At 74.2% G+C, this 22,528-nt stretch carries 22 protein-coding genes; 5 read left to right on the forward strand and 17 right to left on the reverse strand.

Annotated features, from left to right (window positions below):
- Window positions 1-17 precede the first annotated feature (17 nt).
- Together ABZ836_RS14440 and ABZ836_RS14445 are read right to left on the reverse strand one after the other, a co-directional pair.
- Window positions 18-377 (reverse strand): DoxX family protein, encoded by a 360-nt coding sequence (locus tag ABZ836_RS14440; RefSeq protein ID WP_361142066.1) that lies wholly within the window; start codon window positions 375-377, stop codon window positions 18-20.
- Window positions 374-886, reverse strand: coding sequence for a MarR family winged helix-turn-helix transcriptional regulator (locus ABZ836_RS14445; protein WP_356139163.1), 513 nt, complete (start codon window positions 884-886; stop codon window positions 374-376). Before ABZ836_RS14445 ends, ABZ836_RS14440 begins: the two co-directional genes overlap by 4 nt.
- Before the next feature lie 167 nt (window positions 887-1,053).
- On the opposite strand from ABZ836_RS14445, the gene ABZ836_RS14450 reads away from it, so the two are divergent.
- A complete protein-coding gene (locus ABZ836_RS14450; protein ID WP_361142069.1) occupies window positions 1,054-2,484 on the forward strand; it encodes a DHA2 family efflux MFS transporter permease subunit in 1,431 nt (476 codons plus the stop codon).
- Between the two features lie 79 nt (window positions 2,485-2,563).
- Here the strand turns inward: ABZ836_RS14450 and ABZ836_RS14455 are convergent, their stop codons facing one another.
- From ABZ836_RS14455 to ABZ836_RS14470, 4 genes are all read right to left on the reverse strand, one after another.
- Window positions 2,564-2,977: a hypothetical protein gene (locus tag ABZ836_RS14455; RefSeq protein ID WP_361142071.1), complete on the reverse strand. Its 414-nt coding sequence runs from the start codon at window positions 2,975-2,977 to the stop codon at window positions 2,564-2,566.
- A gap of 125 nt (window positions 2,978-3,102) precedes the next feature.
- Window positions 3,103-3,648, reverse strand: a complete 546-nt coding sequence (locus ABZ836_RS14460; protein ID WP_356139168.1) for a gluconokinase — start codon at window positions 3,646-3,648, stop codon at window positions 3,103-3,105.
- An 11-nt stretch (window positions 3,649-3,659) separates the two neighbouring features.
- Window positions 3,660-5,078, reverse strand: coding sequence for a glucose-6-phosphate dehydrogenase (locus ABZ836_RS14465; RefSeq protein WP_361142073.1), 1,419 nt, complete (start codon window positions 5,076-5,078; stop codon window positions 3,660-3,662).
- Window positions 5,075-6,916, reverse strand: a complete 1,842-nt coding sequence (locus tag ABZ836_RS14470) for a glycoside hydrolase family 15 protein (protein ID WP_361142075.1) — start codon at window positions 6,914-6,916, stop codon at window positions 5,075-5,077. The genes ABZ836_RS14465 and ABZ836_RS14470 overlap by 4 nt, the downstream gene beginning before the upstream one ends.
- Window positions 6,917-7,301: 385 nt before the next feature.
- On the opposite strand from ABZ836_RS14470, the gene ABZ836_RS14475 reads away from it, so the two are divergent.
- Window positions 7,302-8,351: a lactonase family protein gene (locus tag ABZ836_RS14475; protein ID WP_361142076.1), complete on the forward strand. Its 1,050-nt coding sequence runs from the start codon at window positions 7,302-7,304 to the stop codon at window positions 8,349-8,351.
- A gap of 86 nt (window positions 8,352-8,437) precedes the next feature.
- On the opposite strand, the gene ABZ836_RS14480 is transcribed toward ABZ836_RS14475, so the two are convergent.
- Window positions 8,438-9,532: a hypothetical protein gene (locus ABZ836_RS14480; RefSeq protein WP_361142078.1), complete on the reverse strand. Its 1,095-nt coding sequence runs from the start codon at window positions 9,530-9,532 to the stop codon at window positions 8,438-8,440.
- A gap of 111 nt (window positions 9,533-9,643) precedes the next feature.
- Between ABZ836_RS14480 and ABZ836_RS14485 the strand changes: the two genes are divergently transcribed.
- Both ABZ836_RS14485 and ABZ836_RS14490 read left to right on the forward strand, forming a co-directional pair.
- Window positions 9,644-10,105 (forward strand): universal stress protein, encoded by a 462-nt coding sequence (locus ABZ836_RS14485; protein ID WP_356139175.1) that lies wholly within the window; start codon window positions 9,644-9,646, stop codon window positions 10,103-10,105.
- A gap of 114 nt (window positions 10,106-10,219) precedes the next feature.
- Window positions 10,220-10,477, forward strand: coding sequence for a hypothetical protein (locus ABZ836_RS14490; RefSeq protein ID WP_361142080.1), 258 nt, complete (start codon window positions 10,220-10,222; stop codon window positions 10,475-10,477).
- Between the two features lie 167 nt (window positions 10,478-10,644).
- Here ABZ836_RS14490 and ABZ836_RS14495 read toward each other — a convergent pair whose 3' ends face one another.
- The 9 genes from ABZ836_RS14495 to infC all read right to left on the reverse strand — a co-directional run bounded on the left by ABZ836_RS14495 (window position 10,645) and on the right by infC (window position 20,849).
- Window positions 10,645-11,190 (reverse strand): NUDIX domain-containing protein, encoded by a 546-nt coding sequence (locus ABZ836_RS14495; RefSeq protein ID WP_361142082.1) that lies wholly within the window; start codon window positions 11,188-11,190, stop codon window positions 10,645-10,647.
- A 127-nt stretch (window positions 11,191-11,317) separates the two neighbouring features.
- Entirely contained in the window at window positions 11,318-12,670 is a 1,353-nt protein-coding gene (locus ABZ836_RS14500; RefSeq protein WP_361142084.1) for a transcriptional regulator, read from the reverse strand.
- 264 nt (window positions 12,671-12,934) lie between these two features.
- The gene (gene pheT / locus ABZ836_RS14505) at window positions 12,935-15,445 is read right to left on the reverse strand and encodes a phenylalanine--tRNA ligase subunit beta (protein ID WP_356138041.1); all 2,511 of its coding nucleotides are present in this window, start codon (window positions 15,443-15,445) and stop codon (window positions 12,935-12,937) included.
- On the reverse strand, window positions 15,445-16,578 hold the full coding sequence (pheS, locus tag ABZ836_RS14510; protein WP_356138042.1) for a phenylalanine--tRNA ligase subunit alpha: 1,134 nt from the start codon (window positions 16,576-16,578) through the stop codon (window positions 15,445-15,447). The genes pheT and pheS overlap by 1 nt, the downstream gene beginning before the upstream one ends.
- A 209-nt stretch (window positions 16,579-16,787) precedes the next feature.
- Complete coding sequence (locus tag ABZ836_RS14515) at window positions 16,788-17,963, reverse strand: ATP-binding protein (protein WP_356138044.1); 1,176 nt, start codon at window positions 17,961-17,963, stop codon at window positions 16,788-16,790.
- A 50-nt stretch (window positions 17,964-18,013) separates the two neighbouring features.
- Window positions 18,014-18,886, reverse strand: a complete 873-nt coding sequence (locus ABZ836_RS14520) for an RNA methyltransferase (protein ID WP_361142087.1) — start codon at window positions 18,884-18,886, stop codon at window positions 18,014-18,016.
- 496 nt (window positions 18,887-19,382) lie between these two features.
- The gene (gene rplT, locus ABZ836_RS14525; RefSeq protein WP_151774738.1) at window positions 19,383-19,766 is read right to left on the reverse strand and encodes a 50S ribosomal protein L20; all 384 of its coding nucleotides are present in this window, start codon (window positions 19,764-19,766) and stop codon (window positions 19,383-19,385) included.
- Between the two features lie 101 nt (window positions 19,767-19,867).
- Entirely contained in the window at window positions 19,868-20,062 is a 195-nt protein-coding gene (rpmI, locus tag ABZ836_RS14530; protein WP_007829094.1) for a 50S ribosomal protein L35, read from the reverse strand.
- Between the two features lie 142 nt (window positions 20,063-20,204).
- Window positions 20,205-20,849 (reverse strand): translation initiation factor IF-3, encoded by a 645-nt coding sequence (infC, locus tag ABZ836_RS14535; protein WP_356138118.1) that lies wholly within the window; start codon window positions 20,847-20,849, stop codon window positions 20,205-20,207.
- A gap of 426 nt (window positions 20,850-21,275) precedes the next feature.
- Between infC and ABZ836_RS14540 the strand changes: the two genes are divergently transcribed.
- The gene (locus ABZ836_RS14540; protein ID WP_356138047.1) at window positions 21,276-21,671 is read left to right on the forward strand and encodes a DUF1844 domain-containing protein; all 396 of its coding nucleotides are present in this window, start codon (window positions 21,276-21,278) and stop codon (window positions 21,669-21,671) included.
- A 48-nt stretch (window positions 21,672-21,719) separates the two neighbouring features.
- Here the strand turns inward: ABZ836_RS14540 and ABZ836_RS14545 are convergent, their stop codons facing one another.
- Entirely contained in the window at window positions 21,720-22,445 is a 726-nt protein-coding gene (locus tag ABZ836_RS14545) for an SseB family protein (protein WP_356138049.1), read from the reverse strand.
- Window positions 22,446-22,528 lie beyond the last annotated feature (83 nt).

Below are 22,528 nucleotides of genomic sequence, written 5' to 3' on the forward strand. Positions count from 1 at the left end.
GGGGGGGGGGGGCGGCGCTACGGGCCGAAGCTGTACACGGCGACCAGCAGGCAGATCAGGAGCATCCCCGTCGCGTTGAGGAGGAGGTTCCGGCCGAAGTCCCGGGCGCGGACGTGGAAGGCGATCGCCACCAGGAAGTAGAGCACCAGCGCCCACACGGTCACCGCGCCCAGCACCGGCAGCCGGATGCCGGCGACCAGCCCCAGGGCCGCGGCGAACTTCAGGGGCGGGGTGAGCCACCACCACTTCCGCGGGAAGCGCACCTCCTCGAAGCACCGCCGCACGAAGGGCACGGGCCCGAGGCACAGGAGGCCGTCGCCGAACTGGATGAAGGCCAGCACGGCCACGGGCCACACGGGATCGGGCAGAGCGGTCATCGGCCACCTCCGTCACGCGGACTCCACCGCCCGGCACCCTCGGCGACGCTCCCCTCCGGGACGCTCCCGTCCGCGACCGCGACGGTGTCGCGAATGCGGGCCAGCAGGGTCCGCAGCAGGGCGCGGTCCTCGTCCGTGAGGGCGCCGGTGGCGGTGCTGAGGGCCTCCTGGTCCATGTTCTCCGCCTCCTCGTGGCAGGCCCGGCCGGCGTCCGTGAGGGCGAGCAGGTGGGCGCGGCGGTCGCTGGGGTGCGGGAGACGGACGACCAGGCCGTCCCGCTCCAGCGCGTCGACCAGGCTGGTCGCGGTGCGGGCGGCGACGCCGAGCATGTCGCTGAGGTCGCGCATGCGCGTCGGCTCGTCGGCGTGGGCGAGGAACCTCAGGGCCCTCAACCGGGCCACGGTGGTGCCCTTTTCGGCCAGTCTGCCGTCGACGAAGAGCCGCAGGCGGTGGGTGGTCGCGAACAACTCGTCGACCAGTGGGTCACTGCTCCCCGGTACGTCCCTCACCTGTCGCTCCCCTGCTCCGTGCGGCTCCCGCCGCGCCTGTGTCCCTACCCCCCGTTCCTACCGCACCCGGTGCGGCGGTCGGGGCGGCGGCTCGGACCCGGCGCGAACTCTTCCCCGCGTCTTCCTGCGGATGTGCTGAGCCTACACATACTGAGTATGCTCAGCACATGCCCGTTCGCCTCGACCAACGCATCGTCGTTCCCGTCGTCTGTGTGATCACCGCGTTCATGTCCATCGTGGACGGAGCCGGCACCACCGTCGCCCTGCCCTCCATCGGACGTGACTTCGGCCTGGCCACCGCCGGCCTCGACGCCGTCGTGGTGGTGTACCCGGTCTGCGTCGGCCTGGCCGTGCCCGTGTCGGCCTGGCTCGGCGACCGCTTCGGCGGGCGCCGCACCGTCCTCGTCTCGTTCGCCGTCTTCACGGCCGCCTCCGGCCTCTGCGGCCTGGCCGGTTCGCTGGGCGAACTCGTCCTGTGGCGGGCCCTGCAGGGTCTGGCCGCCGGCATCCTGCTGCCCGTCACCGGCGCGCTGCTCTACCGCACCTTCAGCCTGGCCGAGCAGGTCAAGGTCTCCCGTTACATGATCATCCCGCAGCAGGTGGCGCCCGCCCTGGCCCCCATGGGGGCGGGCTGGCTGGTCGACAACATGACCTGGCGCTGGGTGTTCTACGCCAACGTGCCGATCGGCGTGGCCGTGCTCGTGTTCGGCCTCGTCTTCCTCGAGGAGCACCGCGACCACGTGCCCGGCCGGCTGGACGTGCCCGGTCTGGTGCTGACGGCCTTCGGCACCGCGGGGCTGATGTTCGGTGTCAGCGAGGGCGCGGAGGCCGGCTGGGGGAGCGTCCCGGTGCTGCTCGGCCTGGTCGGCGGCGCGCTGCTGCTGACCGCCGCGGTGGCCGTCGAGCTGCGGGTGCCGGAACCGGCCCTGAAGTTCCGGCTGTTCACCGACCGCCTGTTCCGCGACACCAACGTCACCGCGTTCCTCGGCTTCCTCGCCTTCATGGGGGCGATGTTCCTCGGCCCGCTCTTCCTCCAGCAGGGCCTGGGGCTGAGTGCCTGGGAGTCCGGTTCCAGCACCTTCGCCGAGGCGCTGGGCGTGCTGCTCACCATGCAGCTGGTCACCCCGCTGTACGCCCGGATAGGCCCGCGCCGCCTCGCGGGCTACGGCCTGCTCGGTGTGGCGCTGGTGCTGGTGGCGTTCTCCCGGCTGGACGCGGACTCCTCGCTCTGGACCTTCCGCGGCCTGATGTTCCTGCTGGGCGCGGCGATGGGCGGGGTCTTCATGCCCACCACGGTGGCCTCGTTCACCGGCATCGGCAGGGCCGACGTCTCGCACGCCTCCACGCTGAACACCGTGGTCCGGCAGGCCGCCGGCGCGGCGGCCCCGGCGGTGGCGATCGCGGTGCTGGCCTCGGCGTCGGCCGTGGGCATGGGCGCGGAGGCCCGGCCTCCGGTCTCCGCCTTCCAGGACGCCTACCTGGTGCTCGCCGGGGTCGCCGCCGTCGCCGCCGCCTTCGCGTTCACCATGCCGGACCGGGCCGCCCGGGCCGCCGCGTCGGTGCGGGGCGCCGGGGCGCGGGAGTCCGTGGACGCCTGAGAGCCGCACGGCCTCGGGGGAACCGTGCGGTCACGACCTCGCGGTCCGGGCCTGCCCGCCGGGCGGGCGCCGGGCCGCGTCAGTCGGCCAGCCGGGCGAGGGTCCACAGGACCATGAGGTCCAGGACCATCACGGCGATGCACCACACCGGGTAGTACGGGACGAACATGAACTGGCTGACCAGGCTGATCGAGGCGAGCGCGAGCCCGGCGGACCGGCTCCACGGGACGCGGCGCAGCAGGGCGACGCCGACGACCAGCAGGGCGACGCCGACGACGAGGTGGATCCAGCCCCAGGACGTGAGGTCGAAGCGGTACTCGTAGTGCGTCGGCGTGCCGAAGAGGCGGTCCCGGGCGACCCCGGCGATGCCCTGGAGGATGCTCAGCACACCGCTGAGCACCATGCCGATGCCGGCGAACTCCCCGGGGGTGGAGGGCCGTCCGCCGTCGGGGCCTGTCCTGTCGGGTCGCACCTCACCGGGGATGCCCGCCATGGCTGTCACCTTTCGTCCGGGTGCGGAACCAGCGGCGTTTTCCGCCACGGTGCCAGCGTGGTCCCGTGGCGTGCGGGCGGCGACCGCACCGGCCCGTCCGGGTGACGCCGCCCGGCCGGCGGCGGTCACGGACCGGCGGCCGCCCCGACGGCCTCGGCCGCGCGGTCGGCGACGGTCTCCGGCGGCGGCGCGGCGTCGAGGGTGACACCCCGTTCGTCGGGCTGGAGGGGTTCCAGCGTGGCGAGCTGCGAGTCGAGGAGCGACTCGGGCATGAAGTGCCCGGTGCGGTCGTGCAGGCGGGCGGCGAGGACGTCCCGGTGGGCGGTGAGGTGGACGAAGAGGGCGGAGGGGCAGGCGGAGCGCAGCACGTCGCGGTAGCGGCGCCGCAGCGCGGAGCAGGCCACCACTCCCCCGCTGCCGGTGGCCGCGTGGTCGGCGAGCCGGCGTCCGACGGTCTCCAGCCAGGCCCGGCGGTCCTCGTCGTCCAGGGGGACGCCGGAGGCCATCTTGCGGACGTTGCCGGGCGGGTGGAAGTCGTCGGCCTCGGCGAACGGCACGCCGAGGCGGTCGGCGAGGAGCCGGGCGACCGTGGACTTCCCGGCGCCGGAGACGCCGAGGACGACCACGCAGGGCCGTCCTCCACCGCGGCCGGCGCCTGTCTCGTGTTCCACGGGCGGCGGGGTCACGGCGGCAGGACCGCGTCCTGGTGGAGGAGGTCCTCCCGCCGCTCGGGGGTGTGCCGCCGGGCCGGGCCGTCGGAGCCGGCCGGGTACTCCTCCAGGGGGACCAGGCCCCGCTCCCAGGCGGAGATCACCGGCTCCACGACCCGCCAGGCCTCCTCGGCCTCGTCGGCGCGGATGGACAGCGCGGGGTCGCCGCGCAGCACGTCGAGGAGCAGGCGGCCGTAGGCGGGGAGTTCGGGCGGGTCCATCCGGGCGCTCAGGGAGACCTGGGTGAGGCTCTCCACCTGCGAGCCGAGGACGTTCATGTCCATGCTGAGGCTTTCCGGGTCGAGGCCGAACCGCAGCACGTTGGGCCGCACGTGGTCGTCGTGGCCGAACGGCAGGTGCGGGACCGGCCGGAACCGCACCGCGACCTCCATGCGGTCGCGGCCGAGCCCCTTGCCGGTGCGCAGCCGGAACCGCGTGCCGGCCCAGCGCCAGCTGTCCAGTTCGAGTTCGACCTCGGCGAAGGTCTCGGTGCGCCGCGACGGGTCGACGCCCTCCTCGTCGGTGTACGAGGGCACGTCGTGGTCGCCGACGCGGCCGGCGGAGTAGCGGGCCCGGCGGGTGCGGTGCACGACGTCGGCGTCGGTCAGGCGGCGCACCGAGCGCAGCACGTCCACCTTCCGGTCGCGCAGGTCGCGCTCGCCCAGGGTGAGCGGCGGTTCCATGGCGACGAGGCAGAGGATCTGCAGGAGGTGGTTCTGGATCATGTCCTTGAGCGCGCCGACGTGGTCGTAGTAGCCGGCCCGGCCCTCCAGGGCGAGGGTCTCGTCCCAGACGATGTCGACCTCGGCGATGTGGGTGCCGTTCCAGATGGGTTCCAGGACCCGGTTGGCGAGCCTGCTGCCGAGCAGGTTCTGCACGGTGGTCATGGCGAGGAAGTGGTCGACGCGGAACACGGCCCGTTCGGGGAGCACGTCCGCCAGCAGCCGGTTGAGTTCCCGCGCGTCGGCGAGGCTCTCGCCGAACGGCTTCTCCGTCACGATGCGGCTGCCGGGCGGCAGTCCGGCGTCGTGCAGGGCGGTGACGGCGGGGGCGAACAGCGCGGGCGGCAGGGCGAGGTAGACGGCGACCGGCTCGTCCCCGGCGACGACGGCCGCCACCTCGGCGGGGTCGGTGACGTCGGCCCTGCGGTAGTCGCAGGCCGCGGTGACCGCGCGCACGGCGTCGGCGGGCAGGCCGGCCCCGTGGCGTTCGAGCTGGGCGGCCGCCCACTGCCGGTACTGCTCGCCGTCGTGCTCGTCACGGCCGGCGGCGGTCATCGTGAACCGGTCGTCGAGGTGGCCGCCTGCGTACAGGGCGGCCAGGCCGGGGAGGAGGTAGCGGCCGGTCAGGTCGCCGGTGCCGCCGAGGACGGCGAGTCGTCGGACGGTCATCGCCTGCCGCCTTCCGTGGTGCGGGCCCGCGCCCGTGCGAGGTTGACGCCGCTCGCGATGACCCCGATGTGGCTGAAGGCCTGCGGGAAGTTGCCCATGAATGCTCCCGTGGTCGGGTCGATCTGCTCGGAGAGCAGCCCCAGTGGGCTGGCTCGCGCGCACAGGGACGCGTACAGGTCCTCGGCCTCCTCCAGCCGCCCCTGGGCCGCCAGGTTGTCCACCATCCAGAAGCTGCACAGCACGAAGGCCCCTTCGTCGCCGGGCAGTCCGTCGGGGTGGTCCTCGTGCAGGTAGCGGTGGAGGAGGCCGTTGCCCGCGGAGAGGCGTTCGGCGACGGCGCGGGTGGTGGCGACCATCCTGGGGTGGTCGGCCGGGACGACCTTGCGCAGCGGAAGGTTGAGCAGGCTGGCGTCGACGACGCCGCCGCCGTGGAGGTGCGCGCTCAGCGTCTGCGCGTGCTCGTCCCACGACCCGTCCAGGACGAGGGTGCGCAGCCGTTCGGAGGCGGCCCGCCAGCGGCCGGCGTCGCCGGGCAGCCCGAAGCGTTCGGCGATGCCCGCGGCCCGGTCGAGGGCCACCTGGCACATCCCGGCGGAGTAGGTGAAGGGTCGGCCCTCGCTGCGGATCTCCCAGATGCCCTGGTCGGGGCGGCGCCAGGCGTTCTCGGCGGCGTCGGCGAGCCGGGCGAGTCCGGCCCACACGGCGGGCTGGAGTTCGCCGCCGCGGCGCAGCCACTGGTCGGCGCAGTCCAGGATCTCGCCGTACACGTCGTGCTGGCTCTGGTCGGCCGCGCCGTTGCCCCAGCGGACGGGGGCGGAGCCGCGGTAGCCCTCGAGTCCGGCGTCCTCCGTCTCCTCCGGCACCGGGCCGCCGTCGAGGGTGTACATGATGCGCGGCACACGGCTCTGCTCGAACGCGTCGAGGACCCAGCCGAGGAAGGCGTCGGCCTCGCCCTGGAAGCCGATGCGGCGCATGGCGAACACGGTGAACGCGGCGTCGCGGATCCACGTGTAGCGGTAGTCCCAGTTGCGGACGCCGCCGAAGGGGGCGGGCAGCGAGGAGGTGGGAGCGGCGGCGAGCGAGCCGTTGACCCAGTCGTCGCAGAGCTTGAGGGTGATGGCGGCGCGCCGCACCAGCGCGTCCTGCGGGCCCTCGTAGGCGAAGGAGCGCATCCACCGCCGCCAGGCGTCGGCCGTCTCGCCCAGCACCGTCTCCGCGTCGAAGCGGTGGTGCCGGTGGAAGCGGCCCCAGGAGAGCACGAGGTCGAGGCGGTCGCCCCGGCGCAGCTCGTGGACGGTGTGCCGCCCGTCCAGCCGGTGGCTGGAGCGCAGGTGGAGCCGCAGGTCGGGCCGGCCGGCGGGGCGCAGCTCGAGTCCGCTGAACAGCTGGTCGGTGCGCGCGCCGCCGCGGGGTTCGACGTCCACCCGCAGGCGCACCTCGCCGTCGAGGACCCGCACCGAGCGGACGAGTTCGCTGCGGCCGGAGGACACGTCCTCGCCGATGTCGGCGCCGGAGCGCAGGACCAGCGCGTCGGTGACCCGGACCAGTCCGGTGCGGCTGCGCATCTCGGTGTGCAGCACGCCGGTGTCCGGCTCGTACCGTTGCCGTGCCTCCGTCAGGTCTTCGGGCGCCACGGTGAAGTGGCCGCCGCGCGCGTGGTCGAGCAGGGCGCAGAAGACGGGGGCGGAGTCGAAGCGCGGCAGGCACATCCAGGGGACGGAGCCGTCGAGGCCGACGAGTGCCGCGGTGGTGCCGTCACCGATCAGGCCGAGGTCCTCCAGCGGGAGGTAGCCGTCGGGCCGGCGCACCGGGCGGTACGCCGGGTCGGGATCCTGCATGCCGTCTCCTCCCTCCGCGCCCTGTCCGCCCCGCACGCCAGCCTGCCTGCCCGCACGCCTGCCTGCCCGCACGCCCGCACGCCTGCCTGCCCGCCTGCCCGCACGCCTGCCTGCCCGCCTGCCGCACGGCCCGGCGTCCTCGCGGCCCGTGGCCGTCGCGGTCCGCCGCTGCCGCGGCCTGTGGTCGTCGCGGCCCGCGGTCGTCACGGGCCGGCGCCGCCACGGCGCCCGCGGTCGTCACGGGCCGGCGCCACGGCCTGTCGTTGTCACCCTTCCCGAGGCTCGGGCGGGCCGCAAACGGTCCCCGCGGTGGTTGGTGCGTTCGTGGCATCCCGGCGGGTGGACCCGCGGGCGGCCCGGCCGTGCGGCTCCTAGGCTGACCGGCATGACGAGCACTGCGGCCCCACGGGCCTTCATCGGTTCCTTCACGTCGAGCGGCGGACGGGGGATCGTCCAGGCGACGGTGGATCCCGGCACGGGAGCGCTGACCCCGACGGCCGTCGTCGACACGGTGCCCGACCCGTCCTACCTCGCCCTCGGGCGGCGGGCCGACGGCGGGCCGGTCCTCTACTGCGTCTCCGAGCGGACCGAGGGGGCGGTGGCCGCGTTCGACGTCGCCGGGCCCGCACCCGTGCCGCTCGGCGTGCCGGTGCCGGTGCGGGGCGCCGATCCGACCCACCTCGCCGTGGTGGCGGGCCATGTCGTGACGGCCAACTACGGCTCGGGCAGCGTCACCGCGCTGCCGCTGGGCGCCGACGGCGTGCCGGGCGCGCCGGGCGGCGTGCTGGGCAACGAGGGGTCAGGGCCGGACCCGGAGCGGCAGGAGGGCCCGCACGCGCACCAGGTGGTGCCGGACCCGTCGGGGCGCTGGGTGCTGAGCGTCGACCTCGGCACCGACGCGGTGCGGGTCTGCGAACTGGACCCGGCGACCGGCGGACCGCGCCTGCACGCCTCGGTGCCGCTGCCGCCGGGCACGGGCCCGCGCCACCTGGTGCTCCACCCGCGGGGCACGCACGCCTACGTCCTCGGCGAGCTGCGGCCCGTCGTCACGGTGTGCCGCTGGGACGGTGCCTCGGGCGAGCTGCGGCCGGTGGCGGAGTTCCCGCTCTTCCCCGACGGCTCCGACGTCCACGTCCAGCCGTCGGCACCGGTGATCTCGCGCGACGGCCGGCGGCTGTGGGCGGCGGTACGGGGCACGGACACCGTCGTGGTGCTCTCCGTGGACGAGGACGGCGAGCGGTTGGAGGTCCTCACCTCGGTGCCGTGCGGCGGGAGCTGGCCGCGGGACCTGGTGCTGGATCCGTCGGGCAGGCGGCTCTACGCGGCCAACGAGCGCTCGGGCGACGTCACCTGGTTCGACCTCGACGAGGACGGCGTGCCGCGGCGGGCCGGGGCCGTGGACGTGCCCGCGGCCTCCAGCGTCCTCTTCGTGTGACCGCGACCTCGGGTGACCGCGACCGGGTGACCGCGACCGGGTGACCGTGCGGGCCCGTGGGCGCCGCCCCGGGCCCGGACGCGCCGTCAGTACCGCAGCAGCGCGGCGACCCCGTCGGTGGCGGTGGCCGGGGGCAGCAGCTCGGTGAAGTTCGCCCCGCTCAGCACGGCCGCGCGCAGCAGCAGGGTTCCCGCCGGGGCGGTGAACAGGGACGAGGCGTCGCCGAGTTCGGCCGGGTCGGTGCCCAGGATCTGGGGGTCGGTGCGGGAGGCGTAGAGGTCGGGGTCGGCCGCACGGTCGGCGGAGAGCAGCAGCGTCTCCACCCGTCCCTCGGACAGGGCCTGCTGCACGGCGGGGATGCCCTGCAGGGCGCGGCCGCCGGCCGTCTCCGCCTCCAGCCGTTCCAGCACCTCGCGGTGGCTGGCCGTCATGGCCTCCCGGATCGCCTCGTCGGCGCTCTCCCGCAGGGACTCCCGGGCCGAGGAGTCGGAGCGGCCGCCCTCGACGTAGACGACCTTCCCGGTGGGCGGCCGGTCGGCCAGGTGCTCGCGCAGCAGACCGATCGCCTTGGGGTCGCCCGCCACCAGGACGACCGCGGCGTCCACGTCGGCCGCCGCCTCCCGCACGCCGTCGGCCGCCTGCTCGGTGTTCTCGGACCAGACCTGGACCGAGCGGCGGTGGTAGGACTTCTGCGCCTCCCGACCCGCCTTCACGCGGGTGATGTGGAGCGTGCTGCCGTTGAAGGTCCGCCGGTAGGACGCCTCGTGGGCCGCGGCCGGGTAGGCGTACACGTCTCCGCCCTCACGGTCCACGGCGACCACCACGTGCGGGAGCTGGTGGTCCCGGTCGACGGCGAGCCCCAGCGGGTCGGGGACCGGCAGCACCCGGGCGCTGTCCGCGGCGGGGGGCTCGGCGAGCGTGAAGGCGCCCAGGACCCGGCCGCCGGCGGCGAACAGTGCCTCGCCCTGCGGGCCGGGCACCTCGGCGACGCCGCCGACCACCTCGTCGAGGGCGGCGAGGGTCTCCTCGTCCGCCCCCTGCTCGGCCAGCGTGCGGCGCGCGGAGCGCCAGCGCAGTTCGATCTGCTTGTCGGCGTCGTGCGAGGAACGCGTGGTGTCCAGGTGGACGGAGACCACAGGGCCTTCGCTCTCGTACAGAGGCTGAAGAAACGCAAGTTCCATGATGTCCAGGCCGGGTCGGCCTACCCCTTCCACGTCGCCGTCCGGTATGTACTGTTTGCGACGATATGACAGACACTGCGGCGGCGCCCGCCGCCCGGCCGAGGAGGAGCCATGACCGACCAGCAGGACGGACCCGGCCGCATCGTGGTCGGCGTCGACGGTTCGGACGCGTCCAAGGAGGCGCTGCGGTGGGCGGTGCGCCAGGCGGGGTACACCGGCGGCGCGGTCGAGGCGCTGAGCGCCTGGGACTTCCCGCACTTCCACGGCAGCCTCGGCTGGCTCCCTCCGCCGGTCAGCGACGAGGCGGCGCTCCAGGCCCGCGCGCTGGACGAGCTCGAGGAGGCCGTCGCCGCGACGGTGGGCCCGCGGCCGCCGGTCGCGGTCCGCTCCGAGGTGCGCTACGGCACGGCGGCGGGCGTGCTGATCGACGCCTCCCGTGGCGCGGAGATCCTGGTGGTCGGCGCCCGCGGGCTCGGCGGGTTCTCGGGGCTGCTGCTGGGGTCGGTGTCCCAGCACTGCGTGCAGCACGCGGCGTGCCCGGTGGTGGTGGTCCGCCCCGGCCACGGTGGGTGACCGGGTTTCACACACCGTGTGAGCCGGGGGTGCGCATATGCCACGTGCACACTCTCCCGCTCGGTCGGCCGGCGCTGTTTGCTTGCCGGTACGACTCGAGAGAGGAGCTAGACCGTGAACACCACCCCCGAACCGCCGGTGGTGCACAAGGAGGTGGCCGAGCTGCGCCGCCGCTGCGACGTCGCGCAGGCACGCGTCGACGGCGGGCTGGCGCTGCTCGGCCACCGGGCCGAGGAGACGGCGAGGGAACTGGAGGCGCTCGCCGCGAGGGTGACCGCGCTGGAACGCAACCGGTGGCCCCTGCGCTCCGTGGCCACCCTCACCTCCGTCGCGGCCCTGGCCCTGACCGCCTGGCAGGCCTTCCCCCACTGACCCCCGGTGGCCGTGACCGTGGCCGTGGCCGTGACCGTGGCCGTGGCCGTGGAGGAGCGGTGGCGCCGTGGGGCCGGCTCCGGGTCGGCCGGACCGCCGCCCCCGCCCCGGCCCGCCGGCACTGGAGCGGGGCGGGAGCGGGGCGGGAGCGGCGCCGCGGGACGGCGTCAGGCGGCGGCGTCGTGGCCGAGGCGGAGGTGGTGGAGGAGGAGCAGCGCCGCCGCCATGTTCGCGCCGGGGACCTCCCCCCGCGCGACCAGGTCGGGGACGACCTTCAGCGGGACCCACTCCCGCCGCTCGGACTCGAAGGCGTCCACCGGTTCCCCCGCGAACTCACCGCTGTCGGCCCAGTAGACGTGGTGCCGCGCGTCCGTGAGTCCGTTGCTGGGCTCGACGCTCATCAGGTGGCGCAGCGGCCCGGGCCGCCACCCCGTCTCCTCCTCCAGCTCCCGCGCCGCCGCGGCGGCGAGGTCCTCGCCCTCCTCCACCACCCCGGCGGCCAGTTCCCACCCCCAGCTGTCGGTGATGAACCGGTGCCGCCACAACAGCAGCGCCTCGTCCGCCTCGTTGACGATCGTGGCCACGGCGACCGGCCGCATCCGGATCAGGTAGTGGTCCAGGTGCCTTCCGTCCGGCAGCCGGACGTCCGCCAGCTTCACGTCGAACCAGCGGTTCCCGTACACCGGCTGTTCGCTCAGTTTCGCCCACTGCATCTTTCTGCCACCTTTCGACGTTTTCCGACGAGTGAGTGGCAATATCGCAGCAGGACGGCGCCCGACAGCAGGGGCGACAGGGGCGCATCACGGCGTGCGCGGGCCGCCCGCGGGGCCCGGACAGGACCTAGGGGAACGGCACCCGCAGCGCCAGGTCGATGAGTTCGGCCGCCTCGACGGTGCCCGCGCAGTCGCTGCGCAGCAGGTGTTCGCGCACCGTGCGGAGCCGGTCCCGCAGCCGCTGGGACTCCATCCCCCGGGCGAGCCGCGCCATTTCGACCGCGGTGACCACCGCCTTGTCCGCGTCGCCGCGCCGCAGCTCGATCTGGCTGAGCATGGCCAGCCGGTGCACCCGGCCCCGGTCGTGCGCCGGGGTGCCGACGGCGGCCTCGGCGTGCTCCCTCGCGGCCGTCAGGTCGCCGAGGCTGAGCAGCGCCTCCGCCACCTGCACGTTGACCAGACCGGGTTGGACATAGCCGGTCTCGTCCGGCTCGTGGCCGCGGTGGATGCGTTCGGCGGCCTCCTCGGCCCGCCGGATGCGGGAGAGGGCTCCGGGGCCGTCGCCGAGGTGTGCGTACGCCTTGGCCTGCATGGCGTAGAGGTCGGAGGCGAGGGCCGGGGTGATGTGCTTCCCGGCCGTGCGTAACGCGGCCTCCGCGAAGGCCACCGCCTGCCGGAACTCCCGCATGAACAGCGCCTGGTTGACCAGCAGCGCGATCACGTACGCGCCGAGCCCGCGGTCCCCGCTGGCCTTCGCCAGCCGCAGCGCCTGGTGGAAGTACCGCTGGGCGAGCCCCTGGGCGTCCGAGTCGTAGGCGCAGATCCCCGCGACCGCCACCAACGCGCCGGTCACCCGGTGGAGCTGGCGTCCGGTGGCGTCCGGGTAGCTGCCCCGCAGCAGCGGCGCGGCCTCGCTGTTGAGGAAGCCGACCACGCGGGCGCGGGTCGCCACTCCCCCGGCCTTGCGGTACATGTGCTCGTAGTGGGTGCGGGCGGCGCGCAGCATCTCGATGTCGTCGTGGGAGACGCGCAGGTGGCCGCCGCGGGAGACGTCGGTGTCCTCGGGCGGGTTCTCCCACTCCCACACCGGCATCACCGCGGGCGTTCCGGTGACGGTGGGGGCGCCGAGGACGTGCGGCCGCTGGAGTTCGTCGGAGCGCCACAGCGCGGTGGCGCGGTCCACGAAACCGGACAGCGAGCCGGCGTGCGGGGAGGTGGGCGCGCCGGGCACGCCGAGGCCGATGTCGTCCAGGGTGACGGGGCGGCGCAGGCGGGCGGAGAGCACCTCGCAGATCAGGTCGGGGACCTGGCCGCGGGGCCGCTGGCCCTTCAGCCAGCGGGCCACCGCCGTGTGTTCGTAGCGGAGTTCGAGCCCGCGTGCCCGGCCGGCGGCGTTCACCCGGGTGGCCAGGCCGGCGTGGGAGACGCCCGCCTCGTCGAGGAGCGCGTCCAGCAGGGTGTTGGGCTGTCTCGGGGTCATGTGGGTGCCTCCGGTGCCTCGGTTCCGCCAGGGTAGTGGGTCCCGATTCACACGGGGTGCGAACGGAACGCCACATCCGGCCCGGTACGCGCGCTTCCGCCACGCCGGAGGCGGCCGGTTCCCTGGTTCCTCGGCGGGCCGCCGTCTTCCCCCCTCACGCCACCGACGCCGGCCCGCCGTCTCCCTTCCCCGGGAACCGCCGCGGGCCCGCCCTCCGAGCTGGAGGACGGGCCCGCGGTCGGCCGGGTGCCGGAGCGGCGGAGGCTACGCCCCGCGCAGCACCGCGCCGAAGCGCTCGGCCGCCGTGGCCACCGCGGCGTCGCGCGCGGCCGAGGCCTCGTCCGCGGTGAGCGTGCGGTCGGCGGCGCGGAACCGCAGCGCGTAGGCGAGCGACTTGCGGCCGTCGCCGAGCTGCTCCTCGTTGCGGTAGACGTCGAACAGCCGGATGGCCTCCAGCAGTTCGCCCGCGCCCTCGCGCAGCGCCGCCTCGACCTCGGCGGCCGGGACCGCCTGGTCGACGACGAGCGCCACGTCCTGCGTGGCGACCGGCATCGAGGAGATCCGCGGCGCGGCCACCGGACCGGCCGAGGCGCGCTCCAGCGCGTCCAGGTCGATCTCCATGGCGGAGGTCCGCGGCGGCAGGCCCAGCGTCTTCAGCACGCCGGGGTGCAGCTCGCCGGCGTGGCCGATCACACGCTCCTCGCCGTCGATCACCACGGCCAGCTCGGCGCAGCGGCCCGGGTGCCAGGGCTCGTACTGGCCCTTGCGGACGATCAGCTCGGTCCCGGCCTCACGGGCGAGGATCCGGGCCGCCTCGACGGCGTCGGCCCAGTCGGACGGGCGGCCCGCGCCCCACCAGCCGGCCTGCTCCCGGGCGCCCGCGAGGACGACCGCGGCGTGCTTCGGCTGCTCGGGGAGCGCCGCCTGCAGGTCCGCGAGCTCCTCGGCGGTGGGACGGCGGTGCACCGGCGGCGTGCCGGGGACGGAACGCTCGGCCTTCGGGTGGAAGACCAGGCCCGTCTCGAACAGCGCCAGGTCGTGCGAGCCGCGGCCGTCGTTGCGCCGCAGCGCGCCGAGCAGGCCCGGCAGCAGCGTGGTGCGCAGCGCCGGCTCCTCGTCGGAGAGCGGGTTGACGAGGGTGACCAGGGTGCGCCGCGGGTCGTCCGCGGGGACGCCGAGCTGGTCGAGGACCTGGGTGCCGAGGAACGGGTAGTTCGGCGCCTCGACGTATCCGGCGGCGGCCAGCGCGCGCCCGACGCGGCGGTGCAGCCGCTGGCGCGGGGTGAGTCCGCGTCCGGCCGGGGGCCGCGGCAGCGTGGAGGGCAGGTTCTCGTAGCCCTCGAGCCGGATGACCTCCTCGGCGAGGTCGTTGGGGTCGGTCAGGTCGGGCCGCCAGGACGGCACGGTGACGACCAGCTCGTCCTGCCCGTAGACGTCGCAGCCGATCTCCTGGAGGCGGCGGACCACGGTCTCCCGGCCGTACGCCATGCCGGCCACCTTGTCCGGGTGGTCGGCGGGGATCGTGACGGTACGCGGCGCGCTGGGCGCGACGACCTCGGTGACGCCCGCGTCGGCGGTGCCGCCTGCCAGGAGGACCAGCAGGTCGACGGTGCGCTGGGCGGCGGCGGAGGCGGCCAGCGGGTCGACGCCGCGCTCGAAGCGGCGGGAGGCCTCGCTGGACAGCTTGTGCCGCCGCGCGGTGCGGGCGATGGCGATCGGGTCGAAGTGCGCGGCCTCGATGACCACCTCGGTGGTGTGGTTCTCCCGGCCGTCGCCGATCTCGGTGTTGGCGCCGCCCATGACGCCCGCGAGGCCGATGGGCCCGCGGTCGTCGACGATGACCAGGTCCTCGGCGTCGAGGGTGCGGGTCACGCCGTCGAGGGTGGTGAGCTTCTCGCCCTTCTCGGCGCGGCGCACGCCGATCGCGCCCTGGACCAGGGTGCGGTCGTAGGCGTGCAGCGGCTGGCCGAGCTCCAGCATCACGTAGTTGGTGATGTCGACGGCCAGCGAGATCGGGCGCATGCCGGCCTTCTGGAGGCGACGCTGCAGCCAGATCGGGGACCGGGTGCCCGGCGCGATGCCGGTGACGGTGCGGGCCGTGAACCGGTCGCAGCCGCGCGGGTCGGTGATCTGGACGGGGTAGCCGAACGCGTTGGGCGCGGGCACGTCCAGCAGCGCCGGGTCGCGCAGCGGCAGGCCGTAGGCGGTGGCGGCCTCGCGGGCCACGCCGCGCATCGACAGGCAGTAGCCGCGGTCGGGGGTGACGGCGATGTCGAGGACCTCGTCGACCAGCTCGAGCAGCTCGATGGCGTCGGTGCCGACCTCGTGCTCCGGCGGCAGGACGATGATGCCCTTGGTGCCGTCGTCGCCCATGCCCAGCTCGTCGCTGGAGCAGATCATGCCGTGCGAGGTCCTGCCGTACGTCTTGCGGGCGGCGATGTGGAAGCCGCCGGGCAGCGTGGCGCCGGGGAGGACCACGACGACCTTGTCGCCGACGGAGAAGTTCCGGGCGCCGCAGACGATCTCCTGCGGCTCACCGGTGCCGTTGGCCTGGCCGACGTCGACGGTGCAGAAGCGGATCGGCTTCTTGAAGCCCTCCAGCTCCTCGATGGTCAGCACCTGGCCGACGACCAGGGGGCCCTTGAGGTCGGCGCCGAGCTGCTCGACGGTCTCGACCTCCAGACCGGCCGAAATGAGCTTGGCCTGGACGTCGCGCCCGGTCTGAGTCGCCGGCAGGTCGACGTACTCCCGCAGCCAAGAAAGCGGGACCCGCATCAGATCTCCATCCCGAACGGCCGGGTGAACCGGACGTCACCCTCGACCATGTCTCGCATGTCTTCGACGTTGTGGCGGAACATCAGCATCCGCTCGATGCCGAACCCGAAGGCGAAGCCGCTGTACTTTTCCGGGTCGACGCCGCAGGCGGTGAGGACCCGCGGGTTGACCATGCCGCAGCCGCCGAGCTCGATCCAGCCCTCGCTGGAGCAGGTGCGGCAGGGGCGGTCGGGGTTGCCGACGGACTCGCCCTTGCAGACGTAGCAGAGCATGTCCATCTCGGCGGAGGGCTCGGTGAACGGGAAGAAGTTCGGCCGCAGCCGGGTCTTCATGTCCGCGCCGAACAGCGCCCGCACCATGTGGTCCAGGGTGCCCTTGAGGTCGGCCATGGTCAGGCCCTCGTCGACGGCGAGGAGCTCGATCTGGTGGAAGACCGGGGTGTGGGTGGCGTCCAGCTCGTCGGTCCGGTAGACGCGGCCGGGGCAGACCACGTAGACCGGCGGCTCGCGGTCGAGCAGGGCGCGCGCCTGCACCGGGGAGGTGTGGGTGCGCAGCACGACGCCGGACTCGCCCTCGGCGCCTTCGGCGCCCTCGGGGCCGTTGACGAAGAAGGTGTCCTGCATCTGCCGGGCCGGGTGGTCCGGGCCGAAGTTCAGGGCGTCGAAGTTGAACCACTCCGCCTCGGCCTCGGGGCCCTCGGCGATCTCGTAGCCCATGGCCACGAAGACGTCCGCGACGCGCTCCATCATGGTGGTGAGCGGGTGGCGGGCGCCGGCCGGGACGCGGTCGTAGGGGAGGGTGACGTCCACCGACTCCTCGACCAGCACACGGGCGTCGCGCTCGGCCTCCAGTTCCGCCTGGCGGGTGGCGAGCGCCTTGTTGACGGCGCCGCGGGCCTGGCCCACGCGCTTGCCCGCCTCGGCCTTGGCCTGCGGCGGCAGGGCGCCGATCTCGCGGTTGGCGAGAGCCAGCGGCGAGGTGCCGCCGGCGTGGGCGGTCTTCGCCTCCTGGAGGGCCTCGAGCGAGTCGGCGGCGGCGAAGGCGGCGAGCGCCTCGTCCCGCATGCGCTCGATGTTTTCCGGTTTCAACGCCTCGACCTCGACCGGGTCGTACGACTTATTCGGTGCCGACATCTCTTCCCGTGCTCTTCCGATTGGCTGGCTGGAGTGGCCCCGCTTGGACGGCTGTCCCGGCCGCCGTCCCGGTGGGGGCGGCGTGTCCCGGCGGCCGTGTCCCAGAAGGCGGGGACACCAAGGTGCCAAGGGCCGAGTCTAACGGGGCCGGTATGTGCGGACGTGCCCGTGGGCCGCGGTCCGGCGCCCGGATCTCCGGAGGAGGTCCTTCAGAGGAGGTGCGCCGGGGTGCCCACGGGCAGGGTAAATCGGAACTGGGCGCCGCCCGAGGCGGCCCGCCCGACCGTGATGACGCCGGAGTGGGCTTCGACGATGCCCTTGACGATGTAGAGCCCCAGGCCGGTGCCGCCGCGCTTGCTGCCCCGCCAGAAGCGGGTGAAGACGCGGTTCATGGACTCCTCCGGGATGCCGGGGCCCTCGTCGCTCACGGTGACCGACGTGGCGGCCTCCACCCCCTCGCGGGGCGAGGCCTGGGCCGTGATCTCGATGGTGACAGTCCCGCCGCCGTGGCGCACGGCGTTTTCCAGCAGGTTGCCGAGCACCTGGTCGACCTTGTCGGGGTCGGCCCACAGGTCGGGCAGCGGCCGCTCGACGTGGAGCCGGAACCGGTCGGGGCTCTGGCCGGCCGCGACGTACGCCTGGATGTGGCGGTCCACGGCGGCGGCGATGTCGACGGGCTGGCGGCGCAGTTCCAGGCGGCCGGAGTCGATGCGGGAGATGTCGAGGAGCTCGGCGATCAGGCGGGTGACCCGGTCGGCGTCCGCGTCCACGGTCTCCAGCATCAGCCGCTTCTGGTCGTCGGTGAAGCGTTCCCACTTGGCGAGCAGGGTGGCCGTGAACCCCTTCACCGAGGTCAGCGGCGAGCGCAGTTCGTGGGCGACGGTGGCGATCAGCTCGGCGTGGCTGCGCTCGGTGCGGCGGCGGGCCTCGGTGTCGCGCAGGCACACCACCACCCGGCGCACCGGGCCGCCGGGGCGTTCGCGCACGTAGCGGGCGGAGACCAGGACCTCACGGCCGCCGGGCAGCAGCAGGTTGCGTTCCGGCTGGCGGGTGCGGGTGGCGAGGCCGCCGTAGGGGTCGGTCAGCCGCCACCAGCGGCGGCCGTCCAGGTCCTCCAGCGGCAGGGCGCGCTCCAGGGAGAGCCCGACGGCCTCCTGCGCGGGGGTGGCGGTGATCCGTTCGGCGGCGGCGTTGAAGCAGACCACCCGGCCGCGTTCGTCGGCGACGACCAGGCCGTCGGGCAGGTCGTCGGGGCACACGGTGCCGTCCGGCGGCAGGACGTCGGGGACGGTTCCGGGAGGGCCGGGCGCGTTGCCGCGCCGGGGTGGCGCGCCCGGCGCCGTGCCGGACGGCGTGCCCTTCGACGTACTGGTGCCGACGCTCATCCCCGTACCCGCCTCTGCCTGTTGGGAGGGCCCCCGAGGCAGTCACCCTACTAGCTGCCGGTGACGGAGCGGCACCCTCCGGCGGCGCGCTGTGCACGGGCGGAGGCGTAGAGGCACACGGCGGCGGCGGTCGCGAGGTTGAGGCTTTCGGCCCTGCCGTGGATCGGCACGCGCACCACGGCGTCGGCGAGTGCGCGGGTCTCCTCCGGCAGGCCCCAGGCCTCGTTGCCGAAGACCCAGGCGGTCGGGCCGCCCATGGAGCCGGTGTCCAGCTCGTGGTCCAGGTCGTGGGTTCCGGCGCCGTCGGCGGCGAGCACGGTGACCCCTGCCTCCTTGAGCCCGGCGACGGCCCGCTCGACGGGCACGCCGACCGCGACCGGCAGGTGGAAGTGGGAGCCGACGGAGGCGCGGACGGCCTTGGGGTTGTAGAGGTCCACGGACGCGTCGGTGAGCACCACGGCCTCGGCGCCGGCCGCGTCGGCGCAGCGCAGGACGGTGCCGGCGTTGCCGGGGTCGCGGACGTTGGCGAGCACGGCGACCAGCTTGGGCCGGGCGCGGAGGATCTCCTCGAACGGCGTGTCCACGAAGCGGCAGACGCCGACGAGGCCCTGCGGGGTGACCGTGGTGGAGATGTCGGCGATCACCTGCTCGTCCGCCAGGTGCACCCGGGCGCCGGCCGCGCGGGCGTCGTCGACGATGTCGGGGTACCGGTCGGCGGCCTCGGGCGTGGCGAACAGCTCGGTGAGGGTGGACGTGCCGCCGGGGCCGCCGGGGCCTCGGTGGGCCGCGGCCTCGCGGACCGCCTGGGGGCCCTCGGCGAGGAACAGCCGCTCCTTGCTCCGGAAGTTCCGCTTCGCCAGCCGCCGGGCGGCGCCGACGCGAGGGGAACGCGGGGAGATCAGCTCGGGGGCTGCGGAGGGCATGTACTCACCTTCGGTGGCGGGACGGCGGAACTCGGGCGTCGGTGGTAAGGGGGCCCCGCGGGGAGGGACCCGCGGGCGCCGGCACGGAACGGGACGGACACGGAACGCCCCACCCGCACGGACGGCGGCGTCCGGGAGGCGCGGTGGCCCGCACGCGGGCGTCCCGCGCGAGGAGCGTCCCGTCGCCGGGCGTCCACGCACGTGACCCCCGGCGCGGAACGTCACGACGGCGGGCGTCCACGCACCGAGACACCCGCCGGCGGAACGTCACGTCCGCAGGCGTCCACGCACGAGACATCCGGCGCGGAGCGTCGACGCACGGAACGTCCGGCGCGAGGTGTCCCTCCGGCAGGCGTCCGCGGGCGGGGCGTCCCGTCGGCGGGCGTCCGGGGCGCGGAACGCGGGGGTCGTGGGGCCGGGGCCCACACACGTCCGGACCCGCAGGCCGTCAGGCCTGCGGGTCCGGGGTGTCACAGCCGGTGGTCACCGGCAGACGTCACGCGGCCTTCGGCGCGTTCACGTCCGCGGGGAGCGCCTTCTGCGCGACCTCGATCAGCGCCGCGAACGCGGTGGCGTCGTTGACGGCCAGCTCCGCGAGGATCTTGCGGTCCACCTCGACGTTGGCGGCCTTCAGACCCTGGATGAAGCGGTTGTAGGTCATGCCGTTGGCGCGGGCAGCGGCGTTGATGCGCTGGATCCACAGCTGACGGAAGTCGCCCTTGCGCTTCTTGCGGTCGTTGTAGTTGTAGACCAGCGAGTGGGTGACCTGCTCCTTGGCCTTGCGGTACAGGCGCGAACGCTGACCGCGGTAGCCGGAGGCCTGCTCGAGGATCGCCCGGCGCTTCTTGTGGGCGTTGACTGCCCGCTTGACGCGTGCCACTTTTTAACTCCTTGTAGCGGGGCCGTGGTCGATGCTCACACGGCCCGGAAACGACTGGGTCCCGGTCTGACTGACGTGACGGCGGCCGGGCCGCCGGGACGTCACTTGCCGAGAAGCTTCTTGATCTTCTTGGCGTCGCCCGGGGCCATCTCGGCGTTGCCGGTGAGGCGACGCGTCAGACGGGACGACTTGTGCTCGAGCAGGTGGCGCTTGCCGGCGCGCTCACGGAGCACCTTGCCGGAGCCGGTGACCTTGAAGCGCTTGCTGGCACCGCTGTGCGACTTGTTCTTCGGCATAGCGCCGTTCTCTCCTCGTCGGTGGCGCTCCGGTGCCCGGTTCGGCTGCCTCTCGGCGGCCAGGCCGGGCACCTGTGGAGCGTCGCTGTTTTTCGGTGGACACACCCTGAGGCCTGATCGAAGGATCGGGCGCCCTGGATGATCAGGCGTCGGACGAAGCCTCGGCCTGGCCGTCGGCGGGGGCCTCGGCGGCGTTCTGCGACTTGCCGGGGTTGGCCTTCGCTTCCGCCTTGCGGGCCGCCTGGGCCTCGCGGGCCTCGGCCATCGCCTCGGTCTTCTTCTTGTGCGGACCGAGGACCATGATCATGTTGCGGCCGTCCTGCTTCGGGTTCGACTCGACGAACCCGAGGTCGGCGACATCCTCCGCGAGACGCTGCAGCAGTCGGTAGCCCAGCTCGGGACGGGACTGCTCACGACCGCGGAACATGATCGTGATCTTGACCTTGTCGCCCTGCTTGAGGAACCGGACGACGTGACCCTTCTTGGTGTCGTAGTCGTGCGGGTCGATCTTCGGCCGGAGCTTCATCTCCTTGATGACCGTGTGCGCCTGGTTCTTGCGCGCCTCACGGGCCTTCATGGCCGACTCGTACTTGAACTTCCCGTAGTCCATGAGCTTGCACACGGGCGGACGGGCGTTCGCCGCGACCTCGACCAGGTCCAGGTCGTACTCCTGCGCAAGCTCCAGGGCCTTGGCAAGCGGGACAATCCCGACCTGCTCGCCGCTGGGACCGACAAGTCGCACCTCGGGAACGCGAATCCGGTCGTTGATGCGGGGCTCGGCGCTGATGGATCCTCCTCGGTAGCACCACGCGGCAGCCTGGCATGACAGCCGCGGACGTCTGTGTCTTCGTCGGACCTAACCGCGCCGGGACAAGAAAAATGCCCCGCACGGTCTCACAGGCGGGGCTCCTCGAACTGCTACCGGAGCACCGCCGCGAGTGTCGCGGGGCGCGCATTCGGCGAACGACGTCCTGGAACGGACGGCCTTCGCTGACCGGTGACCCGCCGCCCGGAGGGCAGCCAGGTGGGAGTTCGAAGGACTCCACTTGTGGGCCGGTTCCGCGGTCCCGAAGGGTTTCGCGACGCACGTGTCCGGCCGGTCGTCACCCTAGGTTAGCAGCTCCGGGGGTGGGGCGCTAACCGGTGCCCGCCGGGGTCCGGCCCCCGGCTCCCGGGCGCGGGACGCGCGGGGCCTGCGCCTATCGTGTCACCCATGAGTGAGACCTCCCCCTCGGGCGCGCACGAGCACGCCGAACACGCCGACACCGCCGCGACGCCCGACTTCGACGCCATGACCCGCGACATCGCGGAGGTCCCGGCCGTCGAGGTCATCGTGACGGTCGCCGTCAACCTGATGAGCGCCGCCGCGGTCAACCTCGGCCTCACCGAGGAGGGCGACAGGTACAAGGACCTCGACGAGGCCCGCAAGCTGATCCACGCGCTGGCCGGCCTGCTGGACGCGAGCGCCACCGAGATCAGCTCCTTCCACGCCGCCCCGCTGAAGGACGGCCTGAAGTCGCTGCAGCTCGCCTTCCGCGAGGCCTCGGCCGTCCCGGACGAGCCGGGACAGGGCCCGGGCGAGAAGTACACGGGCCCCGTCTGGGGCTGACGGCCCCGTCCTCAGGGGTCTGGCGCACGTCACGTAGTCCTCAGGGGTCTAGCGCACGTAGAGGGGCTCGCCCGGCAGCGGGGTCCCGGCCGGCACCACCGCCAGGTCGAGACCGCGCAGCAGGCGGGCCCTCAGTGTTTCGTCGGCGGCGAGCCGGCCGGCGACGGAGCGGACCACCGCGGCCGCGGCCTCCGGGTCGTCGAGGACCAGTGCCAGCATCCCGTCCCGCTCCCCCGGCACCAGGTACGCCCGGCCGACGGCGGGCTCGGCCGCCACGGCCGCGCGCACCGCGGCGGCGACGGCGGGGTCGGCCGGCGGGTCCACGGAGGTCCGGCCCTCGGCCAGCGCCAGCAGCGCGGGGCGGTTGAGCTCGTACGGCACCGGACCGGCGAGGTCCAGGACCACGGTGTCCGCCTTCTCGTGCGCGGCGGCCTGCAGCGCCTGGTGCAGCGGGACGGCGACGGGCCGGGCCTCCGGGTCCCACAGGGCGAGCGCCTCCGTGGAGGTGAAGGCGGGCAGCGCGGTGCGGTGGCCGGCCTTCAGCGTCGGCACGGCCATGTCGCTGGTCTTCTCCCGGCGCAGACCGTTCTCGTCCTCCTCCACCTCGCCGAGGACGGCGACGACGGGGACGAGGAGGCGGGCGTCCTTCAGGGCCTCCAGCACGGGGCCGTGGGCGGTGCGGTCCTCGGACCACGCACGCAGCGCCGCGGCGAGCCGCGGATCCGCGGACCCGTCGTCGTCCGCGAACCCGGGATCAGGGATGTTCTTCTTCACGCCCCGACCCTATCCCCGCGCTCCGCACGGCCGGGCGGGACCCAAGGCCCTGCGGGGCGGGCCGTAGGGGCCCCACCGCCGCG

Source organism: Streptomyces sp. NPDC047130 (assembly GCF_040643475.1).
In the GTDB taxonomy this organism is placed as follows: domain Bacteria; phylum Actinomycetota; class Actinomycetes; order Streptomycetales; family Streptomycetaceae; genus Streptomyces.

Bases quoted from the DNA above. Each gene is read 5' to 3' on its own strand.
- ABZ836_RS14440 (WP_361142066.1), bottom strand. From the start codon at position 377: ATGACCGCTCTGCCCGATCCCGTGTGGCCCGTGGCCGTGCTGGCCTTC.
- ABZ836_RS14450 (WP_361142069.1), top strand. From the start codon at position 1,054: ATGCCCGTTCGCCTCGACCAACGCATCGTCGTTCCCGTCGTCTGTGTG.
- ABZ836_RS14455 (WP_361142071.1), bottom strand. From the start codon at position 2,977: ATGGCGGGCATCCCCGGTGAGGTGCGACCCGACAGGACAGGCCCCGAC.
- ABZ836_RS14465 (WP_361142073.1), bottom strand. From the start codon at position 5,078: ATGACCGTCCGACGACTCGCCGTCCTCGGCGGCACCGGCGACCTGACC.
- ABZ836_RS14470 (WP_361142075.1), bottom strand. From the start codon at position 6,916: ATGCAGGATCCCGACCCGGCGTACCGCCCGGTGCGCCGGCCCGACGGC.
- ABZ836_RS14475 (WP_361142076.1), top strand. From the start codon at position 7,302: ATGACGAGCACTGCGGCCCCACGGGCCTTCATCGGTTCCTTCACGTCG.
- ABZ836_RS14480 (WP_361142078.1), bottom strand. From the start codon at position 9,532: ATGGAACTTGCGTTTCTTCAGCCTCTGTACGAGAGCGAAGGCCCTGTG.
- ABZ836_RS14485 (WP_356139175.1), top strand. From the start codon at position 9,644: ATGACCGACCAGCAGGACGGACCCGGCCGCATCGTGGTCGGCGTCGAC.
- ABZ836_RS14495 (WP_361142082.1), bottom strand. From the start codon at position 11,190: ATGCAGTGGGCGAAACTGAGCGAACAGCCGGTGTACGGGAACCGCTGG.
- ABZ836_RS14500 (WP_361142084.1), bottom strand. From the start codon at position 12,670: ATGACCCCGAGACAGCCCAACACCCTGCTGGACGCGCTCCTCGACGAG.
- pheT (WP_356138041.1), bottom strand. From the start codon at position 15,445: ATGCGGGTCCCGCTTTCTTGGCTGCGGGAGTACGTCGACCTGCCGGCG.
- pheS (WP_356138042.1), bottom strand. From the start codon at position 16,578: ATGTCGGCACCGAATAAGTCGTACGACCCGGTCGAGGTCGAGGCGTTG.
- ABZ836_RS14515 (WP_356138044.1), bottom strand. From the start codon at position 17,963: ATGAGCGTCGGCACCAGTACGTCGAAGGGCACGCCGTCCGGCACGGCG.
- ABZ836_RS14520 (WP_361142087.1), bottom strand. From the start codon at position 18,886: ATGCCCTCCGCAGCCCCCGAGCTGATCTCCCCGCGTTCCCCTCGCGTC.
- rpmI (WP_007829094.1), bottom strand. From the start codon at position 20,062: ATGCCGAAGAACAAGTCGCACAGCGGTGCCAGCAAGCGCTTCAAGGTC.
- ABZ836_RS14540 (WP_356138047.1), top strand. From the start codon at position 21,276: ATGAGTGAGACCTCCCCCTCGGGCGCGCACGAGCACGCCGAACACGCC.